Below are 12,688 nucleotides of genomic sequence, written 5' to 3' on the forward strand. Positions count from 1 at the left end.
TTTGGACTCTCGAAACAGAACATCAGGCCCGAGATACGGGCCTGTGGGATGCATGATTAGCCGTAGCGAAAATCAATACCGAAGGTGCCTGCGGGATATTGCCACTGTTCGAGAATCGTATTGCCACACAACACCCGACAGGTGCCGCATTCGAGACAACCGGCGGAATCAAAATGTATGTTTCCTGCGTCATCCTGCTTATACAGTCCGGCAGGGCAAGCTTTCATTAATTTACGGAATTCATTGATATCGGGATTTGCCGCCAGAATGATATGCGGGTGACCCTCATCAACATGGAATTTATTGACACCTAATTTGATGTCGACGTTAACCGTAGCGTTCTGGCTCATAGCGCGGTTGCTCCCTTAATGCCATCTTTCAGCAAGTTGATCAGCCCAATTTTCTTCGCATGTCCCATGATCATTTTGCGTACCGGTTGGTTAGGCTTACCGTCGATAGTGAACATTTCGTTCATGATGTCGGCGACCATTCGTGGGTATTGGCTAAACAGGCGCGGGTTTTCCATCAGCGCCGGGAGCTTGCGAAAATGCTGCATATCACGCATGACGCAACTTTGTTCCAGCTCACGTTTGTATTGCGCCAGGCTGCTGGCGGAGAAGTCAGCGCGTTCTTTAGCGGCAATCACTGTTGTGGCAGCAGCCTGGGCCGATGCGATGGCTAAATCCATTCCGCGAACCGTAAAGCCCAGATTGAGGCAGAAACCTGCGGCATCACCGACGATCATCACGCCCTCATTAACCAGCTGCGGCACCATCGCCAGACCGCCTTCCGGCACCATGTGCGCGGAATATTCAAGCAGTTTGCCGCCGCTAATCAGTGGGCGAATGGCGGGGTGTTGTTTAAAATCTTCCAGCATTTGCGGCACGCTTTTTTTTGCATGGGCGATATCACCCAATCCACAAACCAGCCCCAACGATACGGAATCCTTGTTGGTATAGAGGAATCCGCCGCCCATCAGGCCGTCAGAAGGGGAACCGGCAAACAGCCAGGCGGTACCTTCCTCGCCCATAACATTAAAGCGATCGTTGATTTGCTCTGGTGTAAGACCAATAACCTCTTTAACACCAACTGCGTAATGATGCGGATCGGAAGCGGGAACCATTCCCAGCGAGCGGCCAAGCATTGAGTTAACGCCATCAGCCAGAATCACTACATTCGCTTCGAGAATATCCTCCCCGGCCTGGACGCCAGTGACCTTGTTTCCTTCACGAACCAGCGCATCGACGCGAACACCCGGGATAAACTGCGCACCCGCCTGTTCGGCTAGTTCCATCAACCACGGGTCCAGACGATTACGCAATACGGTATAAGACGCGTGTTGCGGAACATCTGGTTGCTCGCGGTGAAAATCGAGGGTAACGGCACTCTCTTCGGTTAAGAAGGAGATTTTCTCGCGTGTGACCTTGCGTTCTACCGGTGCTGATGCAGCAAAGCCCGGAATGATCGCTTCAAGTGTGTGGGCATAAAGACGCCCGCCGGTCATATTTTTGCATCCGGCACTGTCGCCGCGTTCTATCACCAGGACATCCAGCCCGGCTCGCGCCATGACCAGTGCGGCAACGCTACCGGCAACGCCCGCACCGACCACAATGGCATCAAATTTGTCATCCGACATGCGTTATGCTCCCTTCCCGCTGCGTTTACAGCGGGAGATGTGGTTGAAAGGGAATTAGCGACTCAACTGACTAATCAGGGCAGGGACGACTTTGTAGATATCGCCCACCAGACCGTAGTCGGCATAGTTGAAGATTGGCGCATTTTTATCTTTATTAATGGCGACAATCACTTTTGCACCGTTGCCGCCAACCATATGCTGGATCTGCCCGGAGATCCCCAGCGTCAGGTAGAGATCGGATTTCAGCAACACGCCGGAGACACCGATATAACGTTCACGCTCCATCCAGTTCTCGCCTTCGGCAATTGGACGTGAACAGCCGACTTCAGCATTCAGAACCGCCGCCAGTTCGTGGACCATTTTCAGGTCATCCTGCGCCGCCAGACCACGACCGACGCCAACCACACGTTTTGCTTTGCTCAGGTCCACGCTGCTTGCCGCTTTCGCACGGCGTTCGCGACAGAGAATTTCATGACGCGGGGCAACATAAGGTACCGTTTCTGTCGGGCACTGATGAGAGATATCACTGGTGCACGGTTCCTGAACACCGGGTGCAAGGGTAATGATCGCCAGCGGGCTGTTGATCTTTTCCTGAGCGAACGCTAACCCGCCATACATCCGGTGTTCGGCGCAAATGTGACCATCGACAATATCCACCGCCGTGGCATCGTTCACCAGCGCCGCATTCAGTTGCACACTTAACCGTGCTGCCAGAGCTTTACCACGTTTCGTCGCGGCCAACAGCAACATAGCGGGGTGTTTATCTTTCAGCAGGGCAGCAATGCTTTCGGCGTAATTTTCAGTACGTTGCAGCGCGTCGTTTTGTTCAAGAACATAAATACATTTTGGCCCATAAGGCATAACTGCCTGCGCCTGGTCGGTATTTTGTACAATGGCATACACCTGTTGGCCCCATTGCTGAGCGCCGCCAAACAGTTCAGCATAACGTTCAGGATTATCGCTAAAGACCCAGACGCTGTTTAATTGACTCATCGTTTCTTCTCCGTAGGCTTCAGTTCAGGGCTTTCTTCAGATGTTCCGCCAGCTCGGCAATGGCCTCCGGCGAATCGTTATCGAGAATGATGTGCTTACGTTCTGTTTGCGGCGGTACGCGAATGCCGGTCAGTTCAGCAAGTGGTGTGCTCTGGCTCCAGCCAATATCACTTGCCTGCCACTGATTTACCGGTTTTTTACCCGCGCCGAGAATGGCTTTCATCGAAGGAATGCGTGGCATGTTAATATCGGAGGTGACGCAGAGCACGGCTGGAACAGAGAGCTCAATAACTTCAACATCATCTTCAAGCGTGCGTTCAATCACCAGTGTATTGCCCTGACGCTGAATAGCACTCACTGCATTAATCACCGGAAGTTGCAGAATTTCTCCGACCAGCAAGCCAACCTGCTGGGCATAAAGGTCGCCGGAACCTTCACCAAAGATCAGTAAATCGAAGCCGATCTTTTCAACTGCTGCCGCCAGCGCCTTTGCGGTATCGAGAGGCAGTGCATGTTCAAGTTGCGCATCCTGCACCAAATACAGGCTATGCGGCCCGCGGGATAGCACGTCTTTGCGCACTTTCGAGTTCTGCAACAATGAGCCGCCAATGGTCAGCGCGGCTATCTCATCGTCATCTGTTGCAATCTGGCTTGCAGCTTCAATGGCATTGAGATCGAACTGGCTGATTTTGGCGTCGGCATTGTCGAAATTCAGGGTATATTCTGGAGTGACAACAATGTCCTGTTCTTCAGGCACCAGCTTAAAGCAGGTTATTATTTTCATGATTTCTCCTGTGAGTCGCATACGGAACCATCTCCGATGGAAGGTAAAAATGGCCTGAAAATAGTGTGCGATAGCGGTGCGGGGTTTTCGACGGAGCAAGCTGTTTTCCTTGCCAACAATCTTGCAAAAAAAATGCGATCGCTAAAACAAAAGTGCAATTTGCGGCAAAGTTGTTATTCCATGACCGTACAATCTTGCATTCAGTGTAAATAATCTTGTTTAGCTCTCGCTAAACGCGGTTGTATAACCGCAATACACGCCGTATTTTATCCGGCATATATTGTTTTTGCTTGCTCATGGAATAGGGAGGTTGTCATGTATCAACGCTGTTTTGATAACGCCAGCGAAACGCTGTTTGTCGCCGGTAAAACGCCACGGCTTTCACGTTTTGCATTTAGCGATGATCCAAAATGGGAGTCCGGACATCACGTTCATGACAATGAAACCGAGTTGATTTACGTCAAGAAAGGGGTAGCAAGGTTTACCATCGATTCTTCGTTATATGTCGCGCATGCCGATGACATTGTGGTGATAGAACGTGGCAGGTTGCATGCGGTGGCCTCTGACGTTAACGATCCGGCAACGACGTGTACCTGTGCGCTGTACGGCTTTCAGTTTCAGGGGACTGAGGAAAATCAGCTACTGCAACCGCATTCTTGCCCGGTCATTGCCGCAGGGCAGGGAAAAGAAGTCATTAAAACCTTATTTAATGAGCTAAGTGTGATTTTGCCGCAAAGTAAAAATAGCCAAACATCTTCGTTATGGGACGCATTTGCCTATACGTTAGCAATTCTTTACTACGAAAACTTTAAAAATGCTTATCGTTCGGAGCAGGGGTATATTAAAAAAGATGTTCTGATAAAAGATATTCTTTTCTATCTGAATAATAATTATCTCGAAAAAATCACTTTAGAGCAGTTATCGAAAAAATTTCGTGCCAGCGTCAGTTATATCTGCCATGAATTTACCAAAGAGTATCGTATTTCCCCTATTAACTATGTTATTCAACGGCGTATGACGGAAGCGAAATGGTCACTCACTAATACTGAATTATCACAGGCAGAGATCTCCTGGCGTGTGGGTTATGAAAATGTCGATCACTTTGCCAAACTGTTTTTGCGCCATGTCGGCTGTTCGCCCAGCGATTACCGCAGGCAATTTAAAAACTGTTTTGCGGAACAAGAAATCCTATCTGAATTTCCTCAACCAGTAAGTCTTGCCGGATAAATCTGGCGGCGCAGTTTGTTAAGAAGCTGCGCCGCCTGCAGATTATTTGTTCTGATAATCTTTCAGGATCTGCCGACCCGCTACGTAAATCATAATTTCGTCTGTACCGCCGCCGATACGTTCACAACGGACATCACGCCAGAAGCGGGAGACGCGCGCCTCATCGGTATAGCCCAGACCGCCCATGATTTGAATCGCATCATCAATAACTTCCATTGCGGTACGTGCGCAGTACAGTTTTGCCAGCGCCGCGCTGGTGCGCAGTGACTGATGCTGATCGGCTTGCCATGCCACTTTCAACACCATGTTGCGCATGTTGTCGATCTTAATCGCCATCAGCGCCAGTTTTTCCTGGATCATCTGGTTATGACCAATGGGTTTACCAAAAGCGATACGTTGGTTGGCATAGCGGGCGGCATCTTCGAATGCGCATTCGGCAAAGCCGGTGCTGCGCGCGGCGTTGATCAGGCGCTCCATCTCAAAGTTGTACATCACATTGAGGAAACCCATTCCTTCTTCGCCCACCATGTCGCTCTCTTCAACCTCTACGTTGTCGAGATAGACTTCGCAGGTGCTGAGCATATGCCAGCCGATTTTATGCAGCGGGTTAATCTTAATGCCGGGCTTACTGGAGTCGACCCACCACAGGGTGAAGGCTTTTTTGGGATCTTTCGGTTCTGGATCGCGCGCCAGCACCAGCATATATGGGTACTCTTTCGCGCCGGTAATAAAGGTTTTCTGGCCGTTGATGTAAACCTTGCCATTTTTACGCGTGTAAGTGGTAGTGGCACTGTTATTGTCTGAGCCTGCGCCTGGTTCCGTCAACGCCAGGGCATAGGCGGGATCACCCGTTTCCAGGGTGCTCTCTGCCGTTTTACGTAGCTGCTCAGCAGAACCGAAACGGCGCATGCTGTGAATACATTGACCGTTGGTAATCAAAAATGCCGGAGCACCGCATTTTGACACTTCCATCAGCGCCAACATCTGGGTGACGTAATCCGCAGGGATGCCACCAAATTCTTCCGGCACGCCAAGCATAGAAATGCCGTTATCCGCCAGTGCCCGCATAAACTCACGCGGGTATGTCCCGTTTTGATCGCAGGTGCGGAAATACTCTTCCGGGAAGTTGGTCGTAATCAACTCGCGAATACTGGCCAGCAGCAGTTCTTGTTCTTCAGTTAAAGAAAAATCCATCGTGATACTCCTGTTAATGAGCCGCTTCAGGCAGGACAAAACCCATCGCCGCATCGATAAATAATCTTTCGTCCATCAGTTTGAGTTCTGGTGAAATCACTGGGGTGAAATCCATTTTGTCGAGAATATCTTTTTGTAAATCGACGCCAGGGGCGATTTCGATTAAATGCAGGCCGTCTTCTTTTAGCGTGAATACGGCGCGCTCAGTGATATAACGAACATCCAGCCCTCGCTCGAGAGCGATTTTTCCGCTGAAAGTAATTTCCGGTAGTTCCCGAATAAATTTCTTCACCCGTCCTTCCTGGACGATATTTAATTTGCCGTCGGTAATTTCTGTTTTTAAACTGCCCGCAGTTAACGTGCCGCAGAAAACGATTTTCTTCGAAGTGGCACTGATATCAATAAATCCACCGGTGCCCATGATTTTACCATTGAATTTATGCACGCCGACGTTACCGTGCTGGTCGACTTCAGCAAAACTCAAATAACAAACATCCAGACCGCCACCGTGATAAAAATCAAACTGGGACGTCATATCCAGAATGGCACGGGTATTCACGTTCGCGCCAAAGGCGATACCCTGTGAAGTAATACCGCCAATTGGGCCTGTTTCTACCGTCAGAATAAAGTCATCAGCACAACCTTCTTCTCGGGCGACCAGGCCAATGCCGTCAGCAATACCGACGCCGACATTCCCCACCGCGCCTTTACGCATTTCGAATAATGCGCGCCGCGCAACTAATTTACGTTGGTTTAGGGGCAGGCTAAGTTTGGTACTGTCATCAAGGGTGAAGTCACCAGAAATAAAGCGGTTAACCGGCGCACCGCCATACAGTTGGGTTTGATCCGGATCGACCACCACAATATCCACCAGATAACCCGGAATACGGACAGATTTAGGATGCAGCGTGGCTTTCTTAACCATTTTCTGCACCTGCATCATCACAATACCGCCGTTATTGTGCACCGCCTGAGCAATAACCAATGCGTCGAGATACATCACCTCATCTTCAAAAGTGGCGTAGCCTTCGCTGTCGCAGGTGGTAGCGCGAATGAAGGCGATATCTGGCGCTATCGCTTTGTAATAGAGATATTCTTTGTTATCAAACTCGACCAGTTTAATCAGGTCTTCTTTAGTGACTTCATTCAGTTTGCCGCCTTGCTGGCGTGGATCGACAAATGTTCCGATGCCAATATCACTAATAATACCAGGCTGGTGGGCTGCGGCGGCGCGTAAGGTTTGTGTAAGTACACCTTGTGGATAGTTATAAGCAATAATTTTATTTTGTTCTGCGAGATCAGAAATACGCGGCGATTGTCCCCAGTGACCGCATAATGCCCATTTCACCAGACCTTCTTGTGCCAGCGGACTAATACCACGGTCGGCGCGATCGCCAAGCCCTGTTGGACTAATAATCGATAAATTACGTGGTGTTTGAGTCTGTTTATATTTATCAGCAAGAGCAGTAATTAACGTGGTGGCTTCCAGAATACCGCCGCCAGCGCCTAACACACAAAGTGTTGCTTCGTCGGGAATATAATTCACCGCTTCCTGTGCCGACAGGACCGGCACTCGTCCATTAATACGAGGTGGTTTTACAGGTTTCATTGTTAATTCCTGATTCAGGTGTGATTTTCCCTACGCCAGATGGAGAATTAGCGCACAGAGACTCACGAAATATTTTTATTAAATACGGTTGAATATATTTTTTTGTTCGGCGGGGGAGGGTATTCCCGCCGAAATATTATTGCTTATGCCTGATGTAAAATAGTTAATACCGTGCGCAAATCATTTACCGAGATTTGCCCTGGCGCAGAGGCTTTTTTTACCGCACCAAAAGTTGCCGCCGAGCCAAATACTTCACCAGCCAGACGAGAAATTACGCCAGTTTTTGCCATCGACATCGTGATGATTGGACGATCGGCATACTGCTCCTGCATCTCCAGGGTCGCAGCAAGCAACGTCAGCACATCGCTGGTACTTTGCGGCATCAGCGCAATCTTAGGAATATCGGCATCGAAGGACTGCATTTTGCGCAGACGGGCAATGATTTCTTCGGCTTCCGGCGTTTTATGGAAGTCATGGTTGGACATGACAACTTTCACATCATGCGCGTGGGCGTAGGCGACGGTTTCTTTAACCTGATCATCGCCGGTAAATAACTCCAGATCGATCATATCAACCAGGCCACTATCGATGGCTGCACGATTGAGTGCAATATAAGCCTCGGTGGAAATCGCCTGCTCGCCGCCTTCTTTGGCACTGCGGAAGGTAAACAGCAGCGGTTTTTCTGGCATGGTTTCACGGAGAATTTTTGCCGCTGCCATGACAGACTCCACATTGGAGAGGTCGGCATAGTGGTCAACACGCCATTCCAGAATATCAAAGTCCGCTTCACGATAGGCGAGAGCTTCGGATTTCACGCTGGCGATATCTTTCGCCATCAGCGAGACGATGATTTTAGGTGCGCCCGTACCAATGACGAGATCTTTTACAGTTACGGTTTTCATTTTTTACCCTTTCTGCACGCGGTCAGCCTGTCAGGCACCAAACCCCATGACCTGTTTAACATATTCCAGAGGGAAATCTTTGCCAGTCCATAACGTGAACTGTTCAGCCCCTTGCCACAACAACATGCCGTATCCATCAATCGTTTTGCAACCAGCTTGTTGCGCCTGCTGCAATAACTTCGTCATATGCGGGTTATACACGCATTCAGTGACCAGAAGTCCCGGATGTAACAGACTGATATCATTAACCAATGATTCATTCTCAAGGGGTTTCATACCCACTTTTGTGCCATTGGTTAAAATGTCGGCGGAAGCCAGGGCTTCAGCAAAGGCTTGCTGATCGGCGAGATCGGTGACTGTCACGACGCAATCGGTGTTTTCGTTAACCCGCTGCGCGAAGGCGAGGGCTTTATCGAAGAACTCATCCCGACGGTTAAAGAGTTTAATTTCTTTTAAACCTTCAATTGCCCCCTGCGCGCCAATCGCCGTTGAGGCACCTCCGGCCCCTAACAGCACCATCGTTTTGCCTTTGATATCAAAACCGCTCTCTTTAATGGCGCGAATATGCCCCGTGCCGTCGGTGTTATAGCCACGCAGATAGCCATCATCATTAACGATGGTGTTGATGGCCCCCACCAGTTTGGCAGCTGGTGTTAATTCATCAACATATTCACACGCCAGTTGTTTGTTCGGCATTGATACACCAGTTCCGCGCATTTTTAGAGCTTTTAATCCTTCAATTGCTCCGGGAAAGCTATCGTTATCCACTTCAAAGGCCATATAGGTAAATGGCAATCCCGCTTTTTCTAAGGCTTTATTCTGCATTTCGGGCGATAAACTGTGGCGGATAGGATAGGCCATCAACCCAATCAATTCGTATTTTGCGGTAACATCCATAATTAACTCCTTTAACCTCTATGCTTAATTGTGTTTAACCGGGTGCTAAATTTACGCTCGCCAAACCGCACATCATTTTCAGGAATAATGAAAACGCGGTAATAGCGGATAAAAACAATAATTGCGGTAATCAGGGCCAGCAGCGCGAAAGTAAAATCGAGAACAATGATATATTGCAGGCCGATGTTCGACAGATAACCGGTAATCAGCGGAATAACAAAGTTAGCCAGTCCACCCATCATCATATAAATACTGGTGACTTTGGCTTTGCTTTTGGGGAAAAACTCTGACATGACCGAAACGCCGAGCTGTAAAATGCCGCCAGCCGCTGAGAAACCGATAACAAAGGCTCCGGCATTACACACCAGTGGAGAAGGGTACAGGTAGATAATGGCAGCTGTTATTGTTGCCAGTGCAGAGTTAAATACATTAGCCCAGATGGGCCGGACCATTTTTTTCAGTAGTGCGGCAAAAATAAAGACACAGACCAACGAGCCCATACTGTAATAAGAGATGGTTTTTAATGCCTCAGCTTCTGACATACCAGCAAAAGCCATCGCATATTTGGGCATCCACACCACAATCACATAAAAGGTCGAGAATGCGGCTACACCGAACAGTACCGATGAAACACCTTCCAGCCAGACTAATGGTTTGCTGTTCATTTGTGGTAATTCATGAGCTACGCTGGCGTCCACCAACTGGCTGGGGAATTTGCTTTTCAACAGCATCAACGTGATCAGTAAAAATAGGATGCCTGGAATAATCAGCCCATAGCCGTACCAGATATTATTGAGCAACATATAGCTCACTAGCATTGGATAGAACATTTGTCCAAATGACACCATTGCTTTAACCAGTATGACTGCCGAACCGGAGGCTTTCGGAAAGCATTCCATTAGCGCGGGGTAACCACCCGTATCCAATGCTGAGTTAGCGATACCTACGCACACTGCCAGACAGTAGGCGAGAGTTAAATTCGGGCAAGCGGGAATACCAAAGAAGAATAGCAGATACATTATTACTGCCATTAATATTACCGCCCGACGACCAAACTTATCGGAGATCACACCGAAGAATAAAATACTGATCAATCGCCCCAAACCGATACCGGAAATTAAATAGGCAATGCCCGCGTTGTCAGTAGAAAACTTTTCTGCCAGAGATGACATATTTTGGGCAAGCGTTATAACACTAATGCCGTGCAGGAAATAGCTGAAGTAAATACAAAGAACAGCCAGGATAAATGGCGTGCTGAAAGCCTTATTTTGAGACATTTTCACAGCTCCTTGCTGAAAGATAATTTCGTTACCGTACGTATTGTTCTCCGACGGTTTACATAATTACTATACTGAAGATGATTTTCCCTGGGTACATGGCATAAAGTTTATGTTTCCAGGAATATTGCATGTCATAGTTTGTTTTTTATCGCGATTTTCCTTAGTTGGCGCAGAAAGAGTTATTTATCCGTAAGATCTTGCATGACCTGAAAAGAATATTGCATTACCCACCCGGAGCGACATTTTCCTTTAGCGAGTGATGCCACGTTTCTTTGCGGCTGCGTAAGCCGATAAACAGTGCCAGTAAAAAGCCGATGGCAGCGATGGCGGTATCGAACCACATAATATCGGCAATACTTCTTTGGGACAGATGAGCCGTAATCAACGGAATAGTAAAGGTCGCAATACTGCCCGCACTGTAATAGATCCCTGTAGCTTTACCTTTAGCGTAGGGGAAACGTTCAGCCATTAATGTCAGGCCAATTTGCACAACACCTCCAGCAGAGGTAAAACCAATGACAAAAGCAAATATTATCACCACATAAAATGTGGGATGCAGACAGACGGTAAACAGAGCAATAAATGAGATAAAGGTGTACAGCATCAGTAATGTTGTTGGGCGAACGGTATTACGAATGAGTGGAGCGGTAATAAATACACAAAGCAGCGAACCCACGGTGTAGATACTGAGTAGTTTGATCGACATAGTGTATGACATGCCTGCAACAAATTGTCCGTACTGTGCCAGCCACTGGCTAACCAGATAAAAGGTTGCCATTGAGATATAGCCATATAAGGTATAACTGGCTAAATCGATAATTGAACAGCGATGTTCCGTAGAGTTGGTGGCTTTCTCTATGACAGGTAAGCGACGACCCGGATGTGGTGGGAACGTACAACGGTATAAAAACAGAGCGTTAATAAACATAATGCCTGCGGCAATCATAAAGGACCAGCCGAACCACAGTTCAGCCCACACTAACAGGCTGATGATTAGCGGTAATAAAAATTGCCCGCTGGAAACAAATGCTTTAATTAAAATATTAGCTGTACCCGGTGAACGTGGAAAAGCTTCCATCAAACTGGGATAGGTGCCTGCATCGAGAAAACTGTTTGCCATTCCCGCCAGAAAGCCCAAACCATAAGCGATAATGATGTTATTGGTGTGCAGGATGCCAAAAAAGAAGGCCATATAGCAGCACATCCCGAGCATGATAAAAGGGCGGCGACCAAAGCGATCGGATAATAATCCTGCAAAAAGCAAGACAATTAATCGACCAATACCCAGCGATGAGATAACTATTGAGACGCCTGCGGCATTAGTCTGCCAAAGCGTCTCCAGCGAGGCCATATTCAGGCTCATCAAAATGACGCCCATACCATGCACCAGGTAATTAAAATACAACCCAAGTGCGGTAGGGAAATAGGGATTTTTCATAGGTTCTACTTAGCAAAGGTGCTTTAAAAAGTGAAGCGATGTTGTGTCAGCATCCGTTCATTATTGTTGTAACAACGACAATTCCTTTCTTTGGAAAATTAACAAAGGCGCTCCAGATCGTGTGCATATAATTCAGCGGCTACCGATTGATAGATCTTCCAGTCAATAAAATTGCCATCAGGGTAGACACGTTGAAACGCGGTTAAGTCAGGGAAAAAACGCATGGTGTTGTTGCCGATGTGGTTATTTATTTTCTCTATGATGGCATGAAGATGTTTTTTTCGTTGCTGTCGCATAGCCAACAGTTGCTCGACCACACGATCAGGAATGGCGCATTTGCCATTTTCCCACTGACGCCAGCTTTCACTGTCACCGGTCTGGGCAATCCAGGTCGCGCATTCATCAATAGTCATGGCAAAAATATGGCGGAGTGCCTGGAGTTCATAAGCGTTCATCGTGTAATGGCTGCATGAAATAAACAATAAAATATAAATAACATTATCAGCCTGCTGACGGCTTGAAGAGAGTCACAGTATCTTGTGCAACATTATTGGAAAGAGTGAGGGGCGAGGTAGCGAAGCGGAAAAATGTTAAAAAAAAGCCCATCGTGGGAGATGGGCAAAGACTACACACAGCAATTCGTTGTTTCACTCAGGGGATTTCCATGCTTATAAATCAATATGTTGATTTATAACCGTGAGCTAATAGTAGGCATACGGACTTTTTGC

12 protein-coding genes and 1 other RNA gene are annotated in these 12,688 nt (G+C 47.9%); 1 reads left to right on the forward strand and 12 read right to left on the reverse strand.

What is annotated here, in order from left to right; genetic code table 11:
• Positions 1–56 precede the first annotated feature (56 nt).
• From BEB42_RS09900 to BEB42_RS09915, 4 genes are read right to left on the reverse strand one after another with little or no spacing between them, the layout of a single operon-like run.
• Positions 57–350 (reverse strand): ferredoxin family protein, encoded by a 294-nt coding sequence (locus BEB42_RS09900; RefSeq protein ID WP_000081071.1) that lies wholly within the window; start codon positions 348–350, stop codon positions 57–59.
• Positions 347–1,636, reverse strand: a complete 1,290-nt coding sequence (locus BEB42_RS09905) for an FAD-dependent oxidoreductase (protein ID WP_105267344.1) — start codon at positions 1,634–1,636, stop codon at positions 347–349. The genes BEB42_RS09900 and BEB42_RS09905 overlap by 4 nt, the downstream gene beginning before the upstream one ends.
• A 54-nt stretch (positions 1,637–1,690) precedes the next feature.
• Positions 1,691–2,629 carry an electron transfer flavoprotein subunit alpha gene (locus BEB42_RS09910; RefSeq protein WP_000080696.1) on the reverse strand — a complete coding sequence of 313 codons (939 nt, stop codon included), beginning with the start codon at positions 2,627–2,629 and terminating at the stop codon, positions 1,691–1,693.
• 19 nt (positions 2,630–2,648) lie between these two features.
• On the reverse strand, positions 2,649–3,413 hold the full coding sequence (locus tag BEB42_RS09915; protein ID WP_000692119.1) for an electron transfer flavoprotein: 765 nt from the start codon (positions 3,411–3,413) through the stop codon (positions 2,649–2,651).
• A gap of 315 nt (positions 3,414–3,728) precedes the next feature.
• Between BEB42_RS09915 and BEB42_RS09925 the strand changes: the two genes are divergently transcribed.
• Positions 3,729–4,640 carry an AraC family transcriptional regulator gene (locus BEB42_RS09925; protein ID WP_000284809.1) on the forward strand — a complete coding sequence of 304 codons (912 nt, stop codon included), beginning with the start codon at positions 3,729–3,731 and terminating at the stop codon, positions 4,638–4,640.
• Positions 4,641–4,682: 42 nt separating this feature from the next.
• Here the strand turns inward: BEB42_RS09925 and BEB42_RS09930 are convergent, their stop codons facing one another.
• The 8 genes from BEB42_RS09930 to rprA form a co-directional block, all read right to left on the reverse strand.
• Positions 4,683–5,834, reverse strand: coding sequence for an acyl-CoA dehydrogenase (locus tag BEB42_RS09930; protein ID WP_000347836.1), 1,152 nt, complete (start codon positions 5,832–5,834; stop codon positions 4,683–4,685).
• A gap of 13 nt (positions 5,835–5,847) precedes the next feature.
• On the reverse strand, positions 5,848–7,443 hold the full coding sequence (locus BEB42_RS09935) for an acyl CoA:acetate/3-ketoacid CoA transferase (RefSeq protein WP_000805657.1): 1,596 nt from the start codon (positions 7,441–7,443) through the stop codon (positions 5,848–5,850).
• A 143-nt stretch (positions 7,444–7,586) separates the two neighbouring features.
• Positions 7,587–8,345: a type I 3-dehydroquinate dehydratase gene (aroD, locus tag BEB42_RS09940; RefSeq protein WP_000860201.1), complete on the reverse strand. Its 759-nt coding sequence runs from the start codon at positions 8,343–8,345 to the stop codon at positions 7,587–7,589.
• Between the two features lie 30 nt (positions 8,346–8,375).
• A complete protein-coding gene (ydiB, locus tag BEB42_RS09945) occupies positions 8,376–9,242 on the reverse strand; it encodes a quinate/shikimate dehydrogenase (protein WP_000383469.1) in 867 nt (288 codons plus the stop codon).
• 11 nt (positions 9,243–9,253) lie between these two features.
• A complete protein-coding gene (locus tag BEB42_RS09950) occupies positions 9,254–10,519 on the reverse strand; it encodes an MFS transporter (RefSeq protein WP_001353178.1) in 1,266 nt (421 codons plus the stop codon).
• A gap of 226 nt (positions 10,520–10,745) precedes the next feature.
• The gene (locus BEB42_RS09955; protein WP_105267345.1) at positions 10,746–11,960 is read right to left on the reverse strand and encodes an MFS transporter; all 1,215 of its coding nucleotides are present in this window, start codon (positions 11,958–11,960) and stop codon (positions 10,746–10,748) included.
• A gap of 98 nt (positions 11,961–12,058) precedes the next feature.
• Entirely contained in the window at positions 12,059–12,415 is a 357-nt protein-coding gene (locus BEB42_RS09960; protein WP_074501107.1) for a YdiL family protein, read from the reverse strand.
• Positions 12,416–12,550: 135 nt separating this feature from the next.
• An RNA gene (rprA, locus tag BEB42_RS09965) (antisense sRNA RprA) lies at positions 12,551–12,658 on the reverse strand.
• Positions 12,659–12,688: the final 30 nt, after the last annotated feature.

The organism is Escherichia sp. MOD1-EC5990, assembly GCF_002965285.1.
In the GTDB taxonomy this organism is placed as follows: domain Bacteria; phylum Pseudomonadota; class Gammaproteobacteria; order Enterobacterales; family Enterobacteriaceae; genus Escherichia; species Escherichia coli_F.

Bases quoted from the DNA above. Each gene is read 5' to 3' on its own strand.
- BEB42_RS09900 (WP_000081071.1), bottom strand. From the start codon at position 350: ATGAGCCAGAACGCTACGGTTAACGTCGACATCAAATTAGGTGTCAAT.
- BEB42_RS09905 (WP_105267344.1), bottom strand. From the start codon at position 1,636: ATGTCGGATGACAAATTTGATGCCATTGTGGTCGGTGCGGGCGTTGCC.
- BEB42_RS09910 (WP_000080696.1), bottom strand. From the start codon at position 2,629: ATGAGTCAATTAAACAGCGTCTGGGTCTTTAGCGATAATCCTGAACGT.
- BEB42_RS09915 (WP_000692119.1), bottom strand. From the start codon at position 3,413: ATGAAAATAATAACCTGCTTTAAGCTGGTGCCTGAAGAACAGGACATT.
- BEB42_RS09925 (WP_000284809.1), top strand. From the start codon at position 3,729: ATGTATCAACGCTGTTTTGATAACGCCAGCGAAACGCTGTTTGTCGCC.
- BEB42_RS09930 (WP_000347836.1), bottom strand. From the start codon at position 5,834: ATGGATTTTTCTTTAACTGAAGAACAAGAACTGCTGCTGGCCAGTATT.
- BEB42_RS09935 (WP_000805657.1), bottom strand. From the start codon at position 7,443: ATGAAACCTGTAAAACCACCTCGTATTAATGGACGAGTGCCGGTCCTG.
- aroD (WP_000860201.1), bottom strand. From the start codon at position 8,345: ATGAAAACCGTAACTGTAAAAGATCTCGTCATTGGTACGGGCGCACCT.
- ydiB (WP_000383469.1), bottom strand. From the start codon at position 9,242: ATGGATGTTACCGCAAAATACGAATTGATTGGGTTGATGGCCTATCCT.
- BEB42_RS09950 (WP_001353178.1), bottom strand. From the start codon at position 10,519: ATGTCTCAAAATAAGGCTTTCAGCACGCCATTTATCCTGGCTGTTCTT.
- BEB42_RS09955 (WP_105267345.1), bottom strand. From the start codon at position 11,960: ATGAAAAATCCCTATTTCCCTACCGCACTTGGGTTGTATTTTAATTAC.
- BEB42_RS09960 (WP_074501107.1), bottom strand. From the start codon at position 12,415: ATGAACGCTTATGAACTCCAGGCACTCCGCCATATTTTTGCCATGACT.